This window comes from Vibrio sp. 1402 (assembly GCF_033340275.1).
The window spans coordinates 380429-404373 of record NZ_JAWOWE010000005.1; the positions used below are offsets into that span (position 1 = coordinate 380429).

Here is a 23945-nt window from a genome sequence, read left to right on the forward strand (position 1 = left end):
TATTCATATATAACTGGTCACTATGAACAAAAGTTTGCTAACGAATGTCCTCGCTATCGCTTTGATGGCTGGAGGTCATCAATTACAAAACGACTATCTTTGGTATGCAGGGCTATTTGCGTTCTCAGGCGCCATCACCAACTGGCTTGCCATCCATATGCTGTTTGAGAAAGTGCCTGGATTATACGGTTCTGGCGTGATCCCCGCGCGATTTGAAGAGTTTAAACTGGCTATCAAAAACTTAATGATGGAACAGTTTTTTACTGAAGCGAACATTGACCGATTCTTGAATAAAGAAATGGCGGGCGGTGTGAACATCGATCTTCAACCAGTAATTGAGAAAGTAGATTTAAATCCAGCATTTGATTCCCTAGTGGAAGTAATTGAAGGCTCTCAATTTGGCGGCATGCTAGCGATGTTTGGCGGCTCGGAAGCGCTACAACCCATGCGCCAACCTTTCGTCGAAAAGATGCAAGAATCCATCATTGAGTTGAGCAAGAGCGATAACATCAAAGAAGCACTGAAAGAGCAATTCGAATCTCCTGCAATGATGGATGAGATAAAGCAGAACATTGAAGGTATCATCGATCAACGTTTAAGCGAATTAACACCGGCATTAGTTAAAGAAATGGTGCAAAAGATGATCAAAGAACACCTTGGCTGGCTAGTCGTTTGGGGCGGTGTTTTTGGTGGTTTAATTGGCGTCATCAGCACCTTTATCGGGGCATAATCGCTCACCGATTTATTAAAAAAGGAGCTTCGGCTCCTTTTTTAATCGTGAAAAAGTAATATACCAAGCCACGCTAAATAAGGAGGCTCAACACATGCCTCGCCTAACCAAGGAGCTCGGGATTAACACCAAATCCCGTTTTATGTTCTTCTATGACCACTTCACTACGAGTTTGAATCACGCCCGGAAGCGTGCCTAACTTGCTCGACATAAACTCCTGATACGCTTTCATGCTCTTAACACGAACTTTTATCATGGTATCGAAATCTCCAGAGAGCGAGTAGCACTCTTCAATTTCAGGCATCAATTCCACCGCTTTCGCAAACTTTTCAAAAATAGAAAAACTGGTTTGGTCTAAACGAATATGGATGAATACTTGCACATCCAGCCCCAACTTTTCCGCATTCAACTCTGCATGGTAACCATTGATATACCCTTCTTTTTCTAGTCGCTTTACACGATCAGAACATGGAGAAGTCGTTAAGTTAATCAGCTTTGCTAGTTCTACAACTGGAATTCTGCCTCTCGAATGAAGCACTCTCAAAATATGTAAATCAATCCGGTCCAATTGATAACTCATTAACCCACTTCCTTGTAACCACTTAGAAAGCATCACATTAATCGTTGCTCAAAAAATTGCAAACCATCAAATGCACAGCATGTGAAATTCAGCAGAGAATAACCAGAAAACAACGAAGGAGGGAAAGAGCTATGATTATTACCGCTCACTTAGTAACCGTGATATGAAGAGAAAAAGCAACCTAGCGGCTCCCGCGGAGTCGCAAATTTGAAAGCGCATGACACGCCTGTATAGATATGTCGTTCGGGCAACGCCGCCCTATTTAGCCATTAATCATGGCTATCACTCAGAGTTAGAGTGCGGCCGATGTATGCCGTGTAGGATGTGGAACAACCTCTCCAATTGCACGATGATTACAACAACGGCAGTAGTATTGAGGCTCCATCTCGTAATAATGTTCACCTGATACAAATTTCGCCATCAGCTGTGTAAAACTCACCATTTTGCCTGTTAACGACTCAACAGACTGAGGCTCGCAACGCTTCATAATCACTTTATGTTGCGTTGATTTTCTACAAGCTGCGCAATATATATCCGGCATTTCTCTTCTCCCTACTTTTTCGTCCTACTGACAATTGACATATTTTGTTCAAAATAATTCCACAATTAAAAAGCTCCTTTAATTTTTTGTGCCCTATCTTCAAAAAATTGAACGAAAGTATCAAAAAACTGAGACATTGGTCAGACCTCAACTTTTGTACCATCAATATGAGCAAACGTGCTTATGTGTGTAATAATACGACACATTACACATAAGCAATTGTTCGGGCTTATTATTTAGTAAGGCGCATGACAACTACACGCCTGGCTAGATCGAGCTTTCGAGACGCCTTGTTATCTCGATTTACCCCGCAAACCAGTTGCTAGCAGCTATAGCCGTCTCATCAAGGAAGAAATGCATGACGATACAACCGATTCTCACTACCGAAAGACTCGTCCTCCGGCCATTCAATATCGATGACTGCCAACAAGTGGCTTTACTCGCTGGAGATAAGCGAATTGCCGACATGACAGCAAACATCCCTCATCCTTATGAGCGACCGATGGCGCAAGCATGGATAGATAGGCACGATCCGATGTATCAGCAGCATCAAGGCGTGGCGTACGCTATTACCTTGCGAAACACTGAGGAGTTACTTGGTGCGGTGAGTTTACCGCGTATAGAAGAGGGATATGTCGGATGATCATCCATGAAACTTCACAAAATCTGCCCAAGAACAACCCTTTCTTGCTAGGAACTGTATTGTTGTCGCTGTTCTATTTTTCCTACCTAGCAGACAAGATCGTCGAGTTTGGACTCGTAGCACTCACAATAATAGGATTGAAACTGCTCTCAACGTACTTCACGCGCCGCGCGTTCAATCCTAAAACGCTAGATATCGATGCAAGCACCAACACCTTGAAGTACCGCCAGGGCTCAACGGTTTACTTCCGTCTACCTCTTGATGACATTGTCAAAGTCCAAATACAGAAAGAGTTCTTCTCTAGCAAAAGTTTGATGCTCTACACAGTCAACGACGCTTACCAAGTGCCGAATTCAGACAATTTCGATTCTCTACAGTTAAAGGATTTAATGAAACAACTTGAAGAGAGAATTGATGATCAATCTCGCTAAAACGAAAAGAGAAGACATTCTAGAATGTTGCCAATTTGGTCTCTAAATAGAAAGACAAAAAAGCCAGCAATAACGCTGGCTTTTCTCTGTATTAGTCTTGTGCGACTTTCACGCGAATTTTGCTTTTTTCTACGTTCGTCAAATTCAGTGCTTCAAGAGCAGAAATGGCTTCTGCTTCGTCCGGCATGATGACAAAACCGAAGCCTTTCGACAAACCCGTGTCTTGATCAAGCACTAGCGAACACAGTTCTACTTTGCCGTACGCTGAGAATAATTTGCGGATATCTTGCTCGGTCATGTGACGAGCCAAGTTTCTTACTAAAAGTTTCATAATGAACCTAGTTGGTTTGATAACGGTTCGATTCTCTCAGTTTCTCTCTGGCAAACCAAGTGAATAATATGACGGCGTTGACTAGATCATTCTAAGTACATCTGTTTAAATGATTTTCCGTTCATTTTTCACCCATAGGAGAGTCGGCATGGAAACGAAACGTCTCAAACTCATCCCTGCTTGTTTAGAACGAGCCGAAGAGGCGCATCAAGCTGTCGTTCGCAGCCAAAAAACTCTCGAAGTCTATCTGCCGTGGGTACCTCATGTGCTGACATTAGAAGCGATGATAGAAGGGACAGAGAAAGCCATCGCAAACTTTGAAAACTTCGAAGAAGAGCTGCGTTACTACATCATTGAAAAGGAAAGCGATCGCTTACTGGGTGCGGTCGGCTTGATGATTCGAGATCCCGACGTACCGTCCTTTGAGATAGGTTATTGGTTAGATAATGCTGCCGTTGGCAATGGTTATGTTGCCGAGGCTGTGCTCGAAGTTGAGCGCTATGCGTTTGATGACTTGGGCGCCAAGAGAATCGCAATTCATGCTGATAGCACCAACCAAAAGAGCCGGGCTGTAGCCGAGCGCTGTGGTTATGAGTTCGAAGGAGAGCTCAGAAACGAACGTCTGACTACATCGGGAGAGTTGAGTAACACCGTTATTTACGCCAAAATTCGTCGCGACTAACACTCCAATCTAACCGAGCAATGCTAAGCTTTGATCTCAAGCTACCACCATTAACGTTAATTAAGTTTCAGATAAAACAAAGCCCGCTAAAATAGCGGGCTTTGTGTTCATATACGGGAAGTTACTAGTCTAGTTCAACCAGTTTTTTCTCGAACGACTGGTGTTGGTCTAACACGTCTTGCGCAGCACCGCCCGTTGCTTTACTTACCACAATGATAGCAAGCGTAGAGAAGATGATGCCCGGTACGATTTCGTACACATCAAACCAACCGCCAGTTAGCTGCTTCCAAACCACGATAGTGATACCACCAACAAGAATACCTGCTAACGCGCCGTTACGGTTCATACCGCTCCAGTAAAGGCTAAGTACAACCGCAGGACCAAATGCCGCACCAAAACCAGCCCAAGCGTAAGATACAAGACCGAGTACTGAGCTATCAGGCGTCATCGCTAGGAATAGCGCAACAAGCGAAATAACGATAACACCGATACGACCAATCATTACGATTTCTTCAGAAGACGCTTCTGGCTTGAATACTTGCTTGTAGAAATCTTCTGCAAGCGCTGAAGATGAAACAAGGAGCTGTGAGTCAGCGGTACTCATTACCGCCGCTAGGATTGCTGCTAACAACATACCCGCAACGACAGGGTGGAATACTGCGTTAACCAATAGCATGAAGATCTTCTCACCGTCCTCTAGTTGAGTACCCGGATGACCCGTAACCCAAACCAGACCAACAAGACCAACAAGCATTGCACCAACCATAGATAGTGCCGTCCAAATCACTGCGATACGACGTGCAGTCGTTAGATCTTTGTTTGAACGAGACGCTTTAAAACGCGCTAGGATGTGTGGCTGACCAAAGTAACCAAGGCCCCACGCCGCTAGAGAGATAATGGCAATCGCAGACAATGGTTCGCCTTTCGCGTCATTCCATAGCGTTGCAAGTTCTGGGTTGATGTCATGTAGATCAGAACTTAGCTGACCTAAACCACCGTCCATTACCGCTATAGGAACAATCATTAGCGCAGCCGCCATTAGCAGACCTTGCACTAAGTCAGTCCAAGATACCGCTAGGAAACCACCGAATAGTGTGTAAGAAACGACACACACCGTACCGATGATAACAGCGTAGGTATAATCTAGACCGAATACCGTCTCAAACAGTTTGCCCCCTGCGACCAAACCTGAGCTGGTGTAGAAAAGGAAAAATAGAAGAATGAAAAACGCAGAGATTGTCTGAATCAGTTTCGACTTATCGTTGAAGCGACGTGACAGGAACTCTGGCAACGTTAGCGCGTCAGTTTGGATACTGTAGGTACGGAGGCGTTTTGCACTGATGAGCCAGTTTGCCCATGTACCAAGAAGTAGACCGCCGGCTAACCAGAAGGCCTCGATACCCGCAGCGTACGCATAGCCAGGCAAGCCTAGCAGCAACCAACCACTCATGTCTGAAGCACCTGCAGATAATGCAGCAGGCCACGGACCTAGGCTACGGCCACCTAGGAAGTAGTCAGATGAATTGGAAGTCCTCTTATACGCGTAAACGCCAATAGCAACCATAATCAGTAAATACGCCACAAAAGTGGACGTGATAGCAAAGCTATTTTCTATCATTAGATAGTCCTCGTTATAATTATTTCCTTCCTTGCCTGCCCTGATATTTTACCGTCTCAGCAATACATCAGAGTATAAAAAACCAATCTGGACCGGCTCTCAGTCCAGTTACTCCAGATTGGCATTACAAGTCAGGTTAGTGAGTTTCGTTCCCCAACTCGAGTAGAGTTGCGTTACCACCCACCGCGGTAATATTTATCGTTCGAGTGCGCTCAGTAATGAAGCGCAACGAGAGATGAGGATCATGAGCCAATTTCGGTGACTCTAAATCCGTTTCAGAAACTAAGCCGACGATTGCACCGTCACGCTTAGCTAGTTGAAGATTGAGCGCATGCTCAATCTGTGAACGCCCAACATAACCCACACTACGTACATCGCTCTCAAGCAACGGGGCAGACGCATCGTACGCAACAACCTGGACTAAGTTAGATGGGAAGTTTGCCAACGCTACAGCTTGCTTAACCAATTGGTTTAGCTCTGCATTGTCACTGCAAACGATCACACTGTTGCCTGCAATTAAGGCACAGGTGATCATCGCAAAAGCACTGTATAACGCATTATCAGCAGGCTCGATGTTGTTTTCACAAATCACCAAAGCCACACCGCGTCCTGCGGCATACAGTTCGTTAGTTTCCCCTGTAGGGCCAACTAACTGGTGAGTTTCTGCAAGAAGAGCTGATGCTTGTTGCAAGTGGTAAGAAACCACCTTGGCAACGGTAGACTGCTGCCCTTCTAGTGCAGATTTAAATGCCAGAACATGCTCGCATTTGTAATCAAAATCAGTCAGATTCCACTGCTCCCACGCAGAGAATGCATCTTTAAAATAGGTGATCTGATGAACCATAATGCGACTCCTTATGCGTTTTCTGCTTGAGCAAGAAGATGTTGAGTAAAGCGGAATAGGTAGTGTGGACCACCAGCTTTCGGGCCAGTACCCGACAAGCCTTGACCACCAAACGGCTGTACACCAACCACAGCGCCAACTTGGTCTCGGTTGATGTAGCAGTTACCTACTCGAGCATGTTTCTCAATCCAACGGTACGTGGTTTCGTTACGGCTATGGATACCCATCGTCAATCCAAAACCCGTTTTGTTGATCTGCGCAACCACGTTCGGTAATTCAGACGCTTTAAAGCGAACAATGTGCAAGATTGGACCAAATTGTTCTTCTTTCAGCACATCGATGCCCGAGATTTCAAACGCACTTGGTGAGACAAAGTCACCATGCTGGCACGACTCATCCAGCTGTAGCTGAGCGACTTTAGTCTGTGTTTTGCTCATTTGCTCAAGGTGAGCGAGGAGTTTTTGTTTTGCATTGCTGTCGATAACCGGACCAACATCTGTTTTGTGTAGGTAAGGTAAACCAACATGCAGTTCATTCATCGCACCTTGAATCAGGTTGATCATACGGTCTGCTACATCTTCTTGTACAAATAGAACACGAAGGGCAGAACAACGCTGACCAGCAGATGCAAACGCCGAACGAATCACATCACGCACCACCTGCTCTGGCAATGCAGTACTGTCCACAATCATTGCGTTTTGACCACCTGTTTCCGCAATAAACGGAACCGGTTTCGCGCTGCGCTCCGCGAGCGTGACGTTAATGCGTTGCGCCGTTGCCGTTGAGCCAGTGAATGCCACACCAGCAATAGCATCATGAGAAGTCAGTGCATGACCAATCTCAGCGCCGCGACCAGTAAGTAACTGAATCACACCTGCAGGGAAGCCAGCATCAAGCATTAGTTCAATAGCGCGAGCGGCAATTAAGCTTGTTTGCTCAGCAGGTTTTGCAACCACAGTGTTACCTGCAATCAGTGCTGCCGTTACCTGACCAAGGAAGATAGCCAACGGGAAGTTCCAAGGGCTGATACACACAAACACACCAAGACCTTCACGGCTAGAAATGCGTTTCACACCGTCAAAACCTTCTAGCTCAAATGGCTGTAGGTTTTGCGCTTGTTTCGCGTAATAACGACAGAAATCCACTGCTTCACGAACTTCATCAATACTATCGTGAATCGTCTTGCCCGCTTCTTTGTGACAAATCGCCACCAGCTCAGCCAGATTTTCTTCCATTAAGTCAGCAAGCTTTTCTAAACAAGCCGCTTTTTGCTCAACAGGAACACCTTTCCAATCAGAGAAAGCAGTTTGCGCCGCATCAATTGCAGCGGAAACATGATCAAGTGTTGCAAATGCCACTTTGCCGACTTCAATTCGGCGATCGTACGGTGCGGTGATGATCTCAGCCGCATTTTCCTTGATCATGCTTTCGGCAAAACACTCACCATTGATCATCGGGCCTGCAACCCACTGATTGTCCATGAAGCTTTCTACCTGCGCTTCAAATGGCTTCGCTTCACTGTCGATGTCAATGTTGACGCCATATGAGTTCTTACGCTCAGGGAAAATATCGGCAGGCAATGGAATTTTGTCGTTGTGTAGCGTGTCAAAACCCGTCAACACATCCACAGGGTGATGGGTCAACTCATAAATCGGACAACGCGCATCAACTAGACGGTGTACAAACGAGCTGTTCGCACCATTTTCAAGCAGACGACGAACCAAGTACGGAAGAAGATCAGCATGGCTACCGACAGGAGCATAAATACGTACTGGCTGACCGTACATTTTCATAACATGGTTATACAGTGAATCACCCATACCATGCAGGCGCTGGAACTCGTATTCTTTGTGCTCCGCCATGACAGCAATTGCCGTAACTGTGTGAGCATTGTGGCTTGCAAATTGTGGGTAGATATTACCGCGAACACCTTCGCTAAGTAGGAAACGAGCACAAGCTAGGTATGCAACGTCCGTCGCTTCTTTGCGAGTGTATACTGGGTAGTTTGCATAACCCGCTTGTTGAGACCACTTGATTTCGCTGTCCCAGTACGCGCCTTTAACCAAACGCAGAGGAATAACGTCACCTTGCTCTTTTGCGAGTGCATTTAGCCACACCAAGACTGGTAGCGCACGTTTTGAGTAGGCTTGAATAACCAAACCAAACTTGCCCCAACCTTTCACAAGATCGCTACGGTACACTTTCTCAAATAGCTTCAGGGAAAGCTCAAGGCGATCCGCTTCTTCTGCATCGATTGTGATTGCAACGTCGACTTCAATTGCACGTTTCAATAGCTGCATTAGTGAGTCATACAACTCTGTCATTACACGTTCTTCATTTGCGACTTCGTAGCGCGGGTGTAATGCAGAAAGCTTGATGGAAATCGAAGGCGCTGGACTAGTGTCGCTACCGTAAGTCTCGCGACCCACCGCTTCGATCGCCATTAGGTAATCTTTGAAGTACTTGTTCGCGTCCGCTGTAGTTAACGCCGCCTCACCCAACATATCAAACGAGTAGGTGAAACCTTTGTCGCGCATTGGGCGACCGTTCTTCTGCGCTTCTTCGATCGTACGACCACGAACAAACTGGTGACCCATGATCTTCATTGCCTGATACATGGCTTTACGAATCACGGGCTCAGAGAATTTATTTACCAGACGGTTTACAGCCTGACCTGGGCTCTGGGTGCCTTGCTCACCAAGACCAACCACTTTACCTGTTAGCATAAGGCCCCATGTTGATGCGTTAACAAACACAGAGTCAGAGTTTTTCAGGTGAGATTTCCAGTCTGCGACACTCAACTTATCTTTAATCAAAGAATCTGCTGTCGCGGCATCTGGGATGCGCATTAATGCTTCTGCAAGACACATCAGCAAGATACCTTCTTGAGTATCTAAGCTGTATTCCAGCAATAAAGCATCAATCATCTGGATTGACTTCTTATCGGCACGAATGGCTTCGATAAGGTGGGTCGTTTGGGTAGTGATCGCCGATTTTTCATCCTCTGTCGGCGTCGCTAGTGGCAATAGTTGCTCTAGCCATTGAGACTCGTCCACCATATATAATGGCGAGATCAGTGACCACAACTTATCAAGCGGCTGCCCGATAAATTCCGGTGTCAACACGTTCGTAGCTGTAAACATGTGTGTTCCTCAATCTCACTCCTCGAAAACCGCTTCGAGGATTATCAATGGCTGGCAGTGTATTTTGAGGCCGATAAGAATACTTGTCAAAAACTACGACATTTTTGCCAAAAACTCGCTTTTATAACAAAACATCCACATAGTCACATTCAAATAGGTAATATTTTGTGTTGTAAATTTTAATTTTTTCATTGCATTCACAACAAAATATCAAGAATATCAATAAGATTTTTGTGAAGAGCTCGTTCTAAGAGAAAATGTAGGATCAAGTGGCATATCAACCACTGCAAAGAACAGAGAATTTAAAAAAACGAGAGATAGATCACGTGAATAAAACATAAAAAAACCATGCATAGTGCATGGCTTTATTCTAATTGATGATTATTTGACCTAAAAAAACGCGTTGTTATCCAACTTGTTTTTTATAACGGGAAGGTGATATTCCCTGTAAGCGAGTAAAAGTATGAGTAAAAGTACTCTGGCTTGAGAAGCCAGTAAACTCGGCAATTTGCCCTAAAGAAAGGTGACCTTGCTCGATTAATTCGCGAGCCATGTCGATTCGCTTTCCGAGAACATATTGATGAGGTGTAATCCCCATCTGCTCTTTAAACAAGCAATGGAACTGACTTTCCCCAAGAAACACTCGCCCGGCCAATTGAGCCACACTAATCTTATGACTCAGGTGCTGCTCAATGTAACGATCAATCGCCTCCAAATCAAAGCGCGACTCTTTTCGACTGGTCTCAAATGCCGAGATATGGCGCTGCATTAACGCAATCACAGTGTCGTTACACGCACGACTTAACAGCAGGTCATCCGGATGGTTTCGCATTTCCTGAACCAACATCTGTATCAGCTTCTGAATTTGACTATCTAACTGGAAGTAGACATGGTCTCTCTCCAGGTTATTGATTTTTTGAAGCATTTCAGGATCATCATTTGTCGGTTTGGGCATATTCAGCACCAAAATATCCGATTGATTGATGACGCCACCGAAAGCATGATCAGAGCATGCGGTAACCACACAACCTTGACCAGGGCCGACAAGATTACCTCGCCCGCGCACTTCAAATTCGGCTTGCCCTTTTAAACCAATCACGATCTGCGTATAAGAATGATCGTGGCAATCCATATAAGACGGAAGTGTGATCAGCTCCGCCGGCTTTGGCAGTATAATCTCTTGATATGAAAGGATTTTTTGGTTATCTGAATCACTCATTTTAAACAGTCGTCTTTACACGGTCAGCTTACGTCTTCGCATCATATACCTTCTTTGTTGGGTTGCAACTTTTACCCAACTCAATCGACAAGATCAAACCAGCATGATCAAGTTCATTTACATGATCATAGTTCCGGAACGATGATCATGCGAGGTTAATTTACGGTCAGTGAGCAACCAATTTTATTAACAAAAACGGATATATAGGCAACACCTTACGTATACATAATCAATCAATGTAAAGATCCTTATTACCGAACAATCTGTTATTTTGTAAAACACCGTGCTCCATATTAGATAAGTCGCCCCTGAAACGGATCGAAACCCACTCTTAAGCTCAACATAGAGGGATTTCCCCCCTTACTAATATGCCTCTGATTCAATACATTAGTTATCGAGCTTTAAGATGCATACGATCTAAAGCTCTCGGTATCTCATTGATACCTCTAACTTACTTAGCAGACCCTCGCTAGGTAATTTAGAACCTCTTCTACACGTCGACAAGATTATATCTTGTGTTGCCAGCCCGTCTTCAGGCTGGCTTTTTTTTCGCTTCTCAACAATGAAAACAATGGCATAAGCTGATATCATAGCTTTTGTCTCACTGTCCCTCTCATATGCTTAGGTGCTGCTCTTTCGCTCACAAGTGATATGAAAGTCAAACACATTACAACTGAGTTGTAGGAAGCATGATCAAGGACGATACGAGTTGTAAGCCGAACATTAGGCGGACATCCGTGAGCGCACATATCTGTAATGAAACAGACCATTTTCCCAATTAAACTCTTCGTTCCATTTCGTCGTTGTCTATGACTACCTGACGAAAACATCGAACACCATGAATTTAATTGGATTGAGCGCCAATCAACGAACGTGTTCTAGCAACGTAACTGCCTACTTGGCAACATCAATACGAGCCATGTAACACGGACGTCTCTGTATTGGTAAAAGCAGTATGTAGTGAGTCCTTTTGTGAATATTTCAGTCGATACCATAGAACAATCCCTCCTTAAACAGCTACCAGGTTGTTGGGGATGCAAAGATAAAGATTCGGTATTCCTATACGTAAACCAGGAATACGCAGAACTGTTAGGGCACACGTCGCCCGAGGAGTGCTTGGGTAAAACTGATTTTGATATGGCCAGCCCAACCACTGAATGCGCGCAAGAATTTCAACGCCAAGATAAACACGTTCTCGAAACTGGCGAGTCACTAAAAATTCTGGATATCCACCCTTATCCAGATGGCCGCTGGCGAGCACATATATTTACTAAAACACCGTGGCGAGATGACAAAGGCGACATCGTAGGCACCATTTTCTACGGAAGGGAACTCACCGACACCGCCGTGATTGAAGTCGGGTATTGGGTTTGTCGTGCAATCAGTACCAACCCAAATCAACAATCCATCTTTCGTTTTTCTGACTTACAACCAAAACCAGAGAAGCTCACATGCCGCGAGCAAGAAACGCTTTTCCTCTTGCTCTATGGCAAAAAGCCTCAATTTATCTCTCAGGTCATGGGCATATCAACAAAAACCGTTGAAGGTCACGTCGCACGCTTACGTAATAAGTTTGCAGCGAACAGCAAGAACGAGCTAATAGATAAAGCAATGGAAGCAGGCTACGGCTCTGTTGTACCCAAAACGCTGCTTAAGCATCAATTATCGGTTGTGTTGAATGGAGAGCGATAATTCGCATCGCTTCTACCTACAAAAACACCGCCCCAATTCGGCGGTGTTTGTTTATTCATGAGGGACCATAAGCCTATGGCGCTAGACGATCAATGTCCCAACTTCCATCATGTTGGGAGAAAAGAAAACGATCGTGAAGGCGATGTTCGCCACCTTGCCAAAATTCGATGCTCTTTGGTTTTACGCGAAAGCCACCCCAAAAGGTTGGTACTGGTATTTCACCCTTAGCAAACTTCTGTTTTAGCTCTAAAAACTTACCTTCCAACACACCTCTGGCAGAAATACGGCTACTTTGTTTGCTCGCGATTGCGGCCAACTGGCTCTCTTTAGGACGAGAAGTAAAGTATTTCATATTCTCTACGGCGGTAAGCTTTTCAGCCACACCAGTAATATGAACTTGGCGCTCTAACGGATGCCAAGGGAAGTGCAAACTAATATTGCTGTTATGCTCTAGCTGCTGGGCCTTGCGACTGCCTAGGTTGGTGTAAAACACAAAACCATCTTTGTCGACGTTTTTCAATAGAACAATGCGTTGAAACGGCATGCCATTTTCATCAACCGTTGCAACTGTCATCGCAGTCGGGTCCGTTAAACCCGCTTCAACTGCTTGCTCTAGCCACAGATTAAATTGATCAATAGGATCAGCTTTCAAATCTTTACGACGCAGCCCACCTTTGGTGTACTCACGACGAATATCAGCAAGTTCCATCTTTACTCCTTCACTCGTTTTTGTCGATTGTGCTCCCGATACTGAGGAAATACAAGGACATCATTGTGCTTGTTATCGTTGCCGCTCACAGCATCACAGTGCGTCATTTGATACCATGACACAAAAAACCAGTGAGCCGATCGTGAACTTACTCAACCCCAAAGCCCTACGTCATTTTTTACTGCTACTGTGTGCCGTCGGCATTTCAGGGCTTGCGCTTACTCATCATTACGCAACTCAATACCAACATGATCAATGGCAACAAAAGCTAGAGAGACAAGCCGCGCAAGTGTCACAAGAAGTGGACTACGAACTGGCAAAGTTTGAACAGATACCAAACCTATTAAGTCACGACCCAAGACTACTCAAAGCAGTAGAGCGCGGAACGCCCTCTCAAGAGCTCAACCTACTGTTATCAGATTGGTTGAAGCAAAGTTTGGCCGATACTATTTACGTTCATGACCGCACCGGGTTAGTCATTGCCTCAAGTAACTTTCAGCAAGAAGATACGTTTGTTGGCTCTAGTTTTAGCTATCGCCCCTATTTTAAAAATGCGCGACGCGGTGAGCCCGCTCAATACGTTGGATTAGGCGTGCGCTCGAATAAACGTGGGTACTTCTTCTCGTCTCCGCTGTGGGTAAATGAGGAAGTCGTTGGCGTGATCACAGTAAAAGTGAATTTGGAGCAATTAGAACAGCGCCTTTCGCAAACCACGACTGACGTACTCATTACAGATAAACACAATGTCGTGTTTATGAGCAATTTACCAGACTGGCGCTATCGTGCACTTTTCCCACTGTCATCGAGTGCAATAAATGAACTTACCGAAACGCGTCAATATGGCGATACCTTACCCGAATATTTTGGTGAGTTAACGGCACACAGTGGTGTCACGGAGTTTGATGACAATCAATTGCTTCTATCACCGAATTACCTCGCATACGCAACACATTTATTGGATAAAGGGTTTCGCGTCGTTGCCTTAATTAACCACAACAGCGTTCTTGCCGCCGTTTTACAGGCCGATATCGTCTTCCTGATCTTATATGCGCTCATTGCTCTAATTGCGTTAGCGTGGTTCCAAACCCTAGTTAACAAAGCACGCCTTGCCCATCTCAATGTGAGCCTAGAAGAAAAAGTAGTGCAACGGACACTAGTTCTGAGTGAAGCCAACCAAAAACTACAACAGACCATCCGCCAATATGAGCAAAGCCAACAAGAGCTTAAACAAACACAACAAGAACTGACGCAAGCCGCGAAATTGGCACTGTTGGGCGAGCTATCAGCCAGTATTAATCATGAGATAAATCAGCCACTCTCCGCACTAAGAACCTATACCGAAAACTCGCAGCGTTTGTTGGCAATGGAAAAATACCCAATGGTCGCTGACAATTTGGGCAAAATGCTGACACTCAATGACACCATTTCGGAAGTCATTGCCCGCTTAAAAGTCTTTACTCGGAAAGCCACGCACGATTCACACAATGAAATCTCAGTACTGCACGACGCGGTACATACTGCCACCAGCATTTTGAGCAACAAGCTTATTAAGCAAGGAGTAACACTAAAAGTTCCGGCCATCGACTATGATGTGAAGCTGGCCATTCACAGCGTTGAATTAGAACAAGTGCTGATCAATCTCTTCCACAACGCGGCACAAGCGATGGAAAACCACTGTATCGATCCGCAAATATCCATTGCTGTTCAGTGTCATGATGACAGTTGCGACATTCTTGTTTCCGATAACGGGCCAGGGATGTCAGACGAAGCCCTAGCAAAAGTGTTCGACCCATTTTTTACGACTAAGCCGGAGGGTCTTGGATTAGGTTTAACAATCTCCAAGCGGATTATAGAGAGCTATCACGGCTCCCTCTGTGCCTATAAACATCAGAACACAGAACAACAAGCAGGAGGGATGACCTTTATCGTGACGCTACCAATAGTCAATCAGAATAAACGTACCCCAGAAGTGGAAAACGACCATGAATAACCCAGTTTTCTTTGTTGATGACGAACCACACATTCGTGATGCCGTGTCTCAAGCCCTGCTGATTGAAGGGATAGACGTCACCTGCTTACCAAACGCAGTAGAAGCCTTACGCGTAATCGACTCAAATACACCTGCGATTATCATTACCGATATCCATATGCCCGTGATGGATGGCTTGGAGTTTATGCGAACTTTGCGAAGCAAAAACGATCACTTTCAATTCATCGTACTTACTGGACATGGAGATGTGAAAACCGCGGTAGATGCGATGAAAAGCGGCGCGTACGACTTTCTAGAAAAACCGTTTTCAACGGAACAGCTCATGAAATCGCTCAACAATGCCAGCGATAAACTGAACTTGTTGCAAGAAAACATCTGGCTTAAGAAAGAGCTCGACATGCAAACTCATGTTGGTCCGAAAATGATTGGTCACAGTAAGGCCATGGTGAGCATTCGTCGCGCCTTGATCAGTGCGCCTACAAGCCAGCCGCTCATTTTTGTAGGTCAAGATGGTACGGGTCGGCGACTCGCTGCACAATTTGCCCACGACATACATGCAACACCAGATAGTGAGCTAATCGCCGCTTCTGGTGAAGACCTCTATGAGCTTTCATTAGAAGCGCTCGACAAAGCCATACACCGCTTAAGTGAAGGAAAACGCCACTGCAGTTTGTACTTACATAGCGCAGAGCATGTATCATTTGAGCAATGGGAATACTTGTTCAAGCACCCAAAACTTGAACGTGTTTTTGGCGCGACCACCCAAGCCGAGCCACCTCTAAAATCCCTGGCGACTCTAATTCACTTACCGACGCTCGATGAAAGAAAGGAAGATATAGGGCCTTTATACAAGCATTTTGTGCGCCACACAGCGAGTCGATATCAGTTACAGCCGCCACATATCAGCCTAGAAGAGGTCAAACACCTCACCAGTCTCGAATGGCCAGAAAACGTTAAGCAGCTACGCCAATTTGCTGAACTTCGTGCCCTCAAGCCAGATACTTTTAGAATGGAAGATTGGAACAGTGAGAAAAGTCTTGAAATTCAGAGTATGACTCAGCGCACAGAATACTTTGAATATTGCTTGTTATTCGATGCATTGCAAAGACATCGCGGCAGACTCAAAGAGGTTCAACTAGAATTACAGGTATCACGCAAAACCTTGTACGACAAACTAAAAAAACATCAGTTGGATAAAGCCAAGTTCAAGGCGTAATAGCTATACTCCGGCGCTAATTATGCTTTTGTTTGATTTAGAAAGTGTAAGAAAGCTCATTTGAAGAGAGAATAACCCTCTTCTCATATTTTATTAGCCGAGCATGCTGACATGATCGGTTAATAATAATAAGATCAAAAAGATAATCCGTAATTATATAAGCAGGGACTGTGATGAGCCGAGATAACTACAACAAACTCAACGATGAAGAGTTGGATTTTGTTGATGACAAAACTGCAGCATTGCTCCTCAATACCCCCAACAGCGCGCGTTTTATGCTCTGGGTTATGGTGCTATTTTTCATTGCAGCAATAGGTTGGGCATCTTGGGCTGAAATCGACAAAGTCACGGTTGGTCAAGGCAAAGTGATTCCCTCCTCACAGATACAAGTAGTCCAAAACTTAGAAGGTGGCTTAGTCAAAGAAATCTTGGTCAAAGAAGGTCAGTTGGTTGAAAAAGGCCAACAGTTACTGCTTATTGATGACACCCGCTTTCGCTCAGATTTTCGTGAACGTGAGCAACAAGTTGCCAACCTTACCGCATCTGTGCTGCAACTATCCGCTTCTATTAACAGTGTTGCCGTTAATCGTGATTTTGAAACGGAAAACTGGCGTCAAAGTGTACTACTTGATTACGGTAAACTGACCTTCCCACCAACCTTGGAAGAGACTCGACCTCAACTCACACAGCGTCAAAAAGCAGAATATCGCGAAGATCTAGATAATTTGCGCAACCAACTTTCTGTTATTGACCAACAAGTGCAGCAAAAGCAGCAGGACTTGGTAGAGATCCAAGCGCGAGTAAGGAACTTGCGTCAAAGCTACCAATACGCGAAAAAAGAACTCGATATCACCAAACCTTTGGCAGACGAAGGCGTTGTTCCTCGTATTGAACTGCTCAAATTACAGCGCCAAGTCAACGATACCCGTCGTGAAATGACGTCCAGTGAGCTCAAAATTCCCGTATTGCAATCAGCAATTCGAGAATCCATGCTCAACCGTATTGATGTTGCACTCAAATTCCGCTCTGAACAGCAAGAGAAACTCAACAGCGCCCAAGACCAGTTATCTGCCTTGGTTGAATCAGCGGTGGGCTTGGAAGATAGAGTAAACCGAACGGTTGTGAATTCGCCAGTAACAGGCAAAATCAAAACACTGAACATCAATACTGTCGGTGGTGTTATCCAACCTGGTATGGATATCGTCGAGATCGTACCAACAGAAGACACACTATTGGTAGAGGCGAAAATTGCGCCAAAAGACATCGCATTTTTACGCCCAGATCTTCATGCTATCGTGAAATTTACAGCTTACGACTTCACAAAGTACGGCGGTTTAGAGGGAGAGTTGGAACATATCAGCGCGGATACCACTCAAGATGAAGAAGGCAACAGCTTCTACATTGTTCGTGTACGCACCGAAAAAACAAACTTTGGTCAAGATGCAGATTTACCAATCATTCCAGGAATGACAGCATCGGTCGATATCATCACAGGGAAGCGAACCGTTTTGGAATATCTACTTAAACCGATTTTAAGTGCCAAAACGAACGCCTTGAAGGAGTAAACCACATTAAGATACTCGCGATAGGGAGTATTGAGCGATAAGTGATTAAATAAAAAGCACTTATTTCTCACTGACGAACTCTCTAGAAGAGTATACTTGTGATACGAGTCGAATATGCGATCCAATTTGCAGCGTAAAGTTACATTATTAATCAGCTTAAGTTGTTTGTCGTTCCAACTTGGTGCGCTGAACAGTAAAGAACAACGATGGGTCAATACGGTCACAGCGGTGTACGGCGAACGTGCGGGATTGCGCGTAAATACATGGCGAAAGAACCTCGACTTATTTAAACAATTAGAGACTCATGAACAGCTCGCTGGCGTTAACGACTTTTTTAATCAGCTGTATTTCGTTGACGACATAAAACTGTGGGGAAAGACAGATTATTGGGCTACGCCACTCGAATTTTTAGGGAGTAACGCAGGAGACTGTGAAGATTTCACTATTGCTAAGTACTTCTCTTTACTCGAGCTAGGAATACCAGATTCAAAGATGCGGTTAATATACGTAAAAGCCATCGAACTGAATCAGTTTCACATGGTATTAGCTTACTACCCTACCCCAAGTTCTGAGCCGCTCATTCTCGATAATATCAATCCTGACATTGTCCGAGCCTCTAAGCGTAGCGACTTGCTACCGATATACAGTTTTAATGGTACAAACCTGTGGTTGATGAAGTCATCTGCTAGCACTGGAGAGCTGGCAGGGAAAGCATCACGGTTGAGCCTTTGGAATGACTTACGCTCGCGCGAACGTAAGTTGCAGTTAAATAAACCTAAAATTAACTATGACGAGTGAGAAACATGACCCTATATAAGAAGCTTGTGGTGGGGATGGTTACGGTCTTTATACTCTTGTTGGCATCAGTATTCGTAATCCAATTCAACACGACTCGAGACAGCTTGGAGCAACAGCAACGTTCAGAGGTCAACAACACTATTAACACCGTAGGTTTGGCACTGGCTCCTTACCTAAAGGACAAAGATAAAGTCGCGGTTGAGTCCGTGATTAATGCTCTGTTTGACGGCAGCACCTACTCCGTTGTTCGTCTTACAGCATTAGATTCTGACTACCAGATCGTGCGTACTTACCCAGTTAAACCAAGTACGGTGCCACAATGGTTTATCGACATGAATCTATTTAAAGCGATTCACGATAAGCGTGTTGTGACCAGTGGTTGGATGCAGCTCGCCGAAGTAGAAATCATTAGCCACCCAGGCGCAGCTTACGAGCAGCTCTGGCAAGGTTTTATTGGCTTGCTGTCTGTATTCAGTGTTATTTTTCTAGCTGGTTTAGTGGCAATTTCATACATCCTACGTCGCTCGCTAAAACCATTAACGGCCATCGTAAATAAAATGCATGAAATCGCGAATAACCAATTTGGTGAACCGCTTGCTCGTCCAAGAACCAAAGATCTTATCGCGGTGGTAGATGGCATTAACATGATGTCTGCTCAAATCGAGCTATCATTCAAAGAGCAAGCCAAAGAGGCGCAACGTCTGCGTGCTCAGGCTTACCTCGATCCTATATCTAAATTGGGTAACCGCTCATTCTACATCAACCAAATCGACCAATGGCTTGCAGAGCAAACGCAAGGGGGTATCGCGCTACTCCATGCTGAATACATTGGGGACATTTACGAGACCAAAGATTACCAACGCGCAGATGCCCACGTTAAAGAACTGTCTCAACGTTTGAAAAACACCATTGATGTACCGGGTGCCACTATTGCTCGCTTGTCTAGTGATGAGTTCGGCTTGCTTTTCCCTCATATGGATGAGAGCGAGTTACGCATTTTATCGGACAGCATCGTCAATTGTGTGAACGGCCTAAATACTGACCCAACAGGCTTAGCAAAACCTAAAGCGTCACTAGGGGTTGCACACAGCAAAGATCAGAAAACGCGCTCTGAAATCCTCTCGATGGTGGACAACGCACTATCGAAAGCCAAAGCGCAACCAGACAAGCCATACGGCTTCATTGGCAGTGATACACCTTCTAGTTTGATGGGTAAACAGCAATGGAAAGCGTTGGTTGAAGAAGCCATTCATAGTGATTGGGTTAAATTCCGTTTCCAAGCTGCGAAAAACACATGGGGTAAAGTATTCCACAACGAAGTATTTTCAAGCATCGAAAAAGATGGTGAAACGTATCGTGCGAATCAATACCTATTCGCACTAGAACAGTTAGACGCCACCAACATCTTTGACCAGTATGTCATTGAATCAATGATTAAGATGCTAGAAAGTGGTGAACTTAATGACCCAGTCGCGATTAACATCGCGCAAAGCAGCTTGTCTCAACCATCGTTTATTCGCTGGACAACTAGCATGCTGGAAAAACACGCCAAAGTGGCCTCTAAGCTACACTTTGAAATTCCAGAGGAATGCTTTATCGATCAGCCTCACCACACAGCACTGTTATGTAATGCCATTCGCCAATCAGGTGCTGAGTTCGGCGTAGATAACTACGGACGTAACTTCCAATCTTTGGAATACATCCAAGAGTTCCGCCCGAACTATGTGAAGCTCGATTACCTATTCACACACAACTTGCACGACGAAAAACAGAAATTCACGCTAACGTCGATCTCTCGTACTGCCCACAACCTTGGTATTACGACTATCGCATCGCGTATCGAAACTCAAATCCAGTTGGACTTCCTCACTGAACATTTTGTTGAGGTATTCCAAGGATTCATCGTCGACAAGGAATAAAAAGGTTTATCAACGATGAAAGACCCTTTACTGAATTCGCTCATCTACGTTAGCCGTTACTATGGGTTAGCTAACTCGCCAGAAGCGCTAGTCAACGGACTACCGCTATCTGACGGTAAACTGACCCCATTTTTGCTACCAAGAGCAGCGGAAAGGGCCGGATTGGTTGCCAAGGAAAACCGCGCAGAGCTGGAGAGCATCTCTAGCCTAATTCTGCCGGCAATCTTAGTTCTTAAAGGCGGTGACTCTTGCGTTCTCAACAGCATCAATATGGAGAAACGCGAGGCCGAAGTCACCACCCTAGAAAGTGGAATGGTGCCGATCTCTATTCCATTAGAAGACCTACTTGAGCAATACACTGGTCGGTACTTTTTAGTTAAAAAGCAATTCCGTTTCGATGAGCGTTCTCCCGAAGTGCTCAAAACCAACGAAGGCCACTGGTTCTGGTCAACCTTGTGGCAGTCAAAACGCATCTACCGTGATGTTTTAATCGCATCACTTCTCATCAACCTCTTTGCGGTTGCCGCTCCGCTATTCACTCGCTTGGTGTACGACAAAGTGGTTCCGAATCTTGCGTTTGAAACCCTATGGGTACTAGCAAGCGGCATCTTTGTCGTGTTCCTGTTCGACTTCATTCTCAAGTCGCTGAGAAATTACTTCATTGATGTGGCGGGCAAGAAGTCTGACATTCTGATTTCATCCAAACTGTTCAGCAAAGTGATGGGGATTAGAATGGAATCGAAGCCGCCTTCGGTCGGTGCCTTCGCTCGCCATTTACAAGAATTCGAATCTATTCGAGAGTTTTTTACTTCAGCGACCGTCAGTGCTCTCATTGATTTGCCTTTTGCCATTTTGTTCTTAGTGATTATATGGCTAATGGCTGGCGATCTTGTGTATGTACCGATGGTGGGCGTGGTCATTTTGATTATTCACTCGCTACTGATACAAGGGCCGCTGCGCCGCTCCATTGAGGAGGGTTCACGCCTAGCATCGCAAAAATATGCCAATTTGATAGAGAGCTTGGCTGGGTTAGAAACCGTAAAAATGCTCAGTGCGCAAAGCCAATTCCAATACCGCTGGGAAGAGGCAGTTGCGCACATGGCGAACTGGAATATAAAAAGCCGCCGAATTACGGATAGCATTCAAAACGCAGCAGGTTTTGTGCAGCAAAGTAGTAACGTAGGGATGATCATCCTAGGCGTTTACTTGATTGCAGAGGGCGACTTAACCATGGGTGGTTTGATTGCCGCAACCATGCTTAGCGGCCGCGCGATTGGTCCTTTGGTTCAGTTATCCTTACTCTCTACGCGCTACAACCAAGCGAAGTCTTCTATGACAATTATCAATCAAGTCATGGAAATGCCGGATGAACAAGAAGAAGGTAAACGTTACATTCACCGTCCAATAGTACAAGGCAAAATTGAACTTGAACGCGTGACCTTCCACTACCCAGATTCACCGGTGGCGTCGATTCGAGATTTGAGCTTGACCATTAACCCAGGCGAAAAAGTAGCGATCATAGGCCGTATCGGTTCGGGTAAAACCACGTTAGAGCGTCTCATCATGGGCTTGTATCAGCCGACGGAAGGTCATGTTCGCATTGATGATACCGACATCGCACAACTGCATCATGTCGACATTCGCCGTAATATTGGTTGTGTGCCGCAAGATTCGAATCTGTTCTTTGGTTCTATCCGCGACAACATTACGCTAGGTCGCCCATTAACCGATGACCGTGACGTACTAGACGCAGCGAATCGTGCCGGTGTTACTGCGTTTACGCAATCTGACCCAGCGGGCTTAGAACGCCAAGTTGGTGAAGGCGGTGCAATGCTTTCGGGTGGTCAACGTCAAGCAGTCACGATCGCTCGTGCATTTTTGGGTCGTCCTCCTGTTCTACTCATGGATGAACCAACCAGTGCGATGGATAATCGCTCAGAGATGCACATTAAACATCAATTAGCACAGTTGAAACCTAGTGAAACGCTGATTCTGATTACGCATAAAACGTCTATGCTCGACATCGTTGATCGCGTAATTGTGATGGAGAAAGGCAGCATCATCGCAGATGGCCCTAAAGCGCAAGTGCTGAACGATTTGAAACAAGGCAAAGTGCGTGCGGTTAGCTAGCCTGAATTCACATTGATAAAAAACAAGGGCCCCGTTTAACTTGTGTTTAACGGGGCTTATTTTATTGGGAGCCCGAGATAATTAAGTTCTTCAAGCGCGACCCAAACGAGTACAAGGCCAACAATCACGAATAAAATCATAATCGCCTTTTCATCTTCTTCCATTTTTCAACGCCCTAAAAGCTATTTCAATTAATACACCTTAGGTTATCAGGACAAAAGTCATATTCAGCTCGTTTATAAGGAACTAGCGTCATAGAATGTCGGATATGGGATACAGCTCAAAGATTGCTCTTTTCAAAATCACGTCAGCTTTGGTTGAATATAAGTAATAAAGCCAAAGAGTTTGTAATACTCACTAAGTCTTTGATTAACTTATATAGCACTCTGTGGAACCTCAACACAGAGACAAATGGTGTAAAGAAAAATTGTGATTACTTACAGCAAAAAATCAGCTATAAAAGCCGCTTTCTAGATATCGTCGAGATGAAGAAATGAATGATTGGATCCAATTAGAGCAAGTGAGCCAGTATTTCACTACGGGCTCCCTCGGTTACAAACTATTGATGGGCATTTTTGTCCTGATCGCGTATCGCATCCTGAAGAGGATTGTAAATAGAGCCATCCTAAATTTGGCAACAGCGAAAGGTGTAAAAAAGGCTCGTTTGAGTTTTATTCAGCGCTGTTTCAATGTCGCGCTGCTATTTTTGACCGCCTCTATTTTTGCCATTATCACAGGTATTGGCTATGGCGATGTGTCTTTGTTCCTATCGTCCATTTTTGCCGTATTAGGTGTGGCGTTTATTGCGCAGTGGTCAATTCTGAGCAACATCACTGCCAGCTTTTTGATCTTTTTTGTCTTCCCGTACCGAGTGGGTGACCGAATTAAAGTCGTAGACAAAGATGAAGACATCTGCGGTGAGATTCAAGAAATCAGTATGTTTCACGTGTTAATTAAGCACGACAACGGAAACTTGATCACTTACCCAAACAACCAGATTTTGCAAAAAGCGGTACTAAAGCTGGCGAAAAACAAGCCAGAGCCAAGTAAAGCCAAATCTCGAATTTATACTCGCAGAAAGAAATAATGACCCGTCCTGATATGGGTTGACACTTTTTAACTAAAACGCTCGATGTACTTCATCGGGCGTTTTGTATTTTAAAG

19 protein-coding genes and 1 pseudogene are annotated in these 23945 nt (G+C 44.9%); 12 read left to right on the forward strand and 8 right to left on the reverse strand.

The genetic code is table 11. The features are described from left to right. Positions 1 to 22 precede the first annotated feature (22 nt). Complete coding sequence (locus R7044_RS12715) at positions 23 to 730, forward strand: DUF445 domain-containing protein (RefSeq protein WP_005374596.1); 708 nt, start codon at positions 23 to 25, stop codon at positions 728 to 730. Positions 731 to 833: 103 nt separating this feature from the next. On the opposite strand, the gene R7044_RS12720 is transcribed toward R7044_RS12715, so the two are convergent. Continuing rightward, positions 834 to 1310: an Lrp/AsnC family transcriptional regulator gene (locus R7044_RS12720; protein WP_005374595.1), complete on the reverse strand. Its 477-nt coding sequence runs from the start codon at positions 1308 to 1310 to the stop codon at positions 834 to 836. Between the two features lie 292 nt (positions 1311 to 1602). Next, the gene (locus tag R7044_RS12725; RefSeq protein ID WP_130545664.1) at positions 1603 to 1851 is read right to left on the reverse strand and encodes a hypothetical protein; all 249 of its coding nucleotides are present in this window, start codon (positions 1849 to 1851) and stop codon (positions 1603 to 1605) included. 358 nt (positions 1852 to 2209) lie between these two features. Here R7044_RS12725 and R7044_RS12730 point away from each other — a divergent pair. Both R7044_RS12730 and R7044_RS12735 read left to right on the forward strand, forming a co-directional pair. Further along, positions 2210 to 2485 (forward strand): annotated as a pseudogene (locus R7044_RS12730) (GNAT family N-acetyltransferase); the annotation flags it as partial. Positions 2486 to 2490: 5 nt separating this feature from the next. Beyond that, positions 2491 to 2925 carry a hypothetical protein gene (locus tag R7044_RS12735; RefSeq protein ID WP_017820067.1) on the forward strand — a complete coding sequence of 145 codons (435 nt, stop codon included), beginning with the start codon at positions 2491 to 2493 and terminating at the stop codon, positions 2923 to 2925. A gap of 91 nt (positions 2926 to 3016) precedes the next feature. Here R7044_RS12735 and R7044_RS12740 read toward each other — a convergent pair whose 3' ends face one another. Further along, positions 3017 to 3256, reverse strand: coding sequence for an RNA recognition motif domain-containing protein (locus R7044_RS12740; RefSeq protein ID WP_005374587.1), 240 nt, complete (start codon positions 3254 to 3256; stop codon positions 3017 to 3019). A gap of 148 nt (positions 3257 to 3404) precedes the next feature. Here R7044_RS12740 and R7044_RS12745 point away from each other — a divergent pair, with 148 nt between their 5' ends. After that, on the forward strand, positions 3405 to 3938 hold the full coding sequence (locus R7044_RS12745) for a GNAT family N-acetyltransferase (protein ID WP_017820066.1): 534 nt from the start codon (positions 3405 to 3407) through the stop codon (positions 3936 to 3938). Between the two features lie 124 nt (positions 3939 to 4062). On the opposite strand, the gene putP is transcribed toward R7044_RS12745, so the two are convergent. From putP to R7044_RS12765, 4 genes are all read right to left on the reverse strand, one after another. Then, positions 4063 to 5556: a sodium/proline symporter PutP gene (putP, locus tag R7044_RS12750; protein WP_005374582.1), complete on the reverse strand. Its 1494-nt coding sequence runs from the start codon at positions 5554 to 5556 to the stop codon at positions 4063 to 4065. 136 nt (positions 5557 to 5692) lie between these two features. Next, entirely contained in the window at positions 5693 to 6400 is a 708-nt protein-coding gene (locus tag R7044_RS12755) for a 1-pyrroline-5-carboxylate dehydrogenase (protein WP_225455617.1), read from the reverse strand. Positions 6401 to 6411: 11 nt separating this feature from the next. After that, positions 6412 to 9543, reverse strand: coding sequence for a bifunctional proline dehydrogenase/L-glutamate gamma-semialdehyde dehydrogenase PutA (gene putA, locus R7044_RS12760; protein WP_170897392.1), 3132 nt, complete (start codon positions 9541 to 9543; stop codon positions 6412 to 6414). Positions 9544 to 9949: 406 nt separating this feature from the next. Further along, on the reverse strand, positions 9950 to 10762 hold the full coding sequence (locus R7044_RS12765; protein WP_017820064.1) for an AraC family transcriptional regulator: 813 nt from the start codon (positions 10760 to 10762) through the stop codon (positions 9950 to 9952). A gap of 972 nt (positions 10763 to 11734) precedes the next feature. Between R7044_RS12765 and R7044_RS12770 the strand changes: the two genes are divergently transcribed. Further along, entirely contained in the window at positions 11735 to 12454 is a 720-nt protein-coding gene (locus tag R7044_RS12770) for a PAS domain-containing protein (RefSeq protein WP_017820063.1), read from the forward strand. Positions 12455 to 12527: 73 nt separating this feature from the next. On the opposite strand, the gene pdxH is transcribed toward R7044_RS12770, so the two are convergent. Further along, on the reverse strand, positions 12528 to 13163 hold the full coding sequence (gene pdxH, locus R7044_RS12775; RefSeq protein WP_005374570.1) for a pyridoxamine 5'-phosphate oxidase: 636 nt from the start codon (positions 13161 to 13163) through the stop codon (positions 12528 to 12530). Positions 13164 to 13278: 115 nt separating this feature from the next. On the opposite strand from pdxH, the gene R7044_RS12780 reads away from it, so the two are divergent. The 7 genes from R7044_RS12780 to R7044_RS12810 all read left to right on the forward strand — a co-directional run bounded on the left by R7044_RS12780 (position 13279) and on the right by R7044_RS12810 (position 23868). After that, on the forward strand, positions 13279 to 15153 hold the full coding sequence (locus R7044_RS12780; protein ID WP_017634535.1) for a sensor histidine kinase: 1875 nt from the start codon (positions 13279 to 13281) through the stop codon (positions 15151 to 15153). Next, complete coding sequence (locus tag R7044_RS12785) at positions 15146 to 16369, forward strand: sigma-54-dependent transcriptional regulator (RefSeq protein WP_005383565.1); 1224 nt, start codon at positions 15146 to 15148, stop codon at positions 16367 to 16369. Before R7044_RS12780 ends, R7044_RS12785 begins: the two co-directional genes overlap by 8 nt. Before the next feature lie 173 nt (positions 16370 to 16542). Continuing rightward, positions 16543 to 17934 carry an HlyD family type I secretion periplasmic adaptor subunit gene (locus R7044_RS12790; protein ID WP_005374562.1) on the forward strand — a complete coding sequence of 464 codons (1392 nt, stop codon included), beginning with the start codon at positions 16543 to 16545 and terminating at the stop codon, positions 17932 to 17934. Positions 17935 to 18048: 114 nt separating this feature from the next. Then, positions 18049 to 18732, forward strand: a complete 684-nt coding sequence (locus tag R7044_RS12795; RefSeq protein WP_005374561.1) for a transglutaminase-like cysteine peptidase — start codon at positions 18049 to 18051, stop codon at positions 18730 to 18732. 5 nt (positions 18733 to 18737) lie between these two features. Continuing rightward, the gene (locus tag R7044_RS12800; RefSeq protein WP_005383568.1) at positions 18738 to 20651 is read left to right on the forward strand and encodes an EAL domain-containing protein; all 1914 of its coding nucleotides are present in this window, start codon (positions 18738 to 18740) and stop codon (positions 20649 to 20651) included. Between the two features lie 15 nt (positions 20652 to 20666). Continuing rightward, positions 20667 to 22781, forward strand: coding sequence for a type I secretion system permease/ATPase (locus R7044_RS12805; RefSeq protein ID WP_005374556.1), 2115 nt, complete (start codon positions 20667 to 20669; stop codon positions 22779 to 22781). Positions 22782 to 23274: 493 nt separating this feature from the next. After that, complete coding sequence (locus R7044_RS12810) at positions 23275 to 23868, forward strand: mechanosensitive ion channel family protein (protein WP_033906604.1); 594 nt, start codon at positions 23275 to 23277, stop codon at positions 23866 to 23868. Positions 23869 to 23945: the final 77 nt, after the last annotated feature.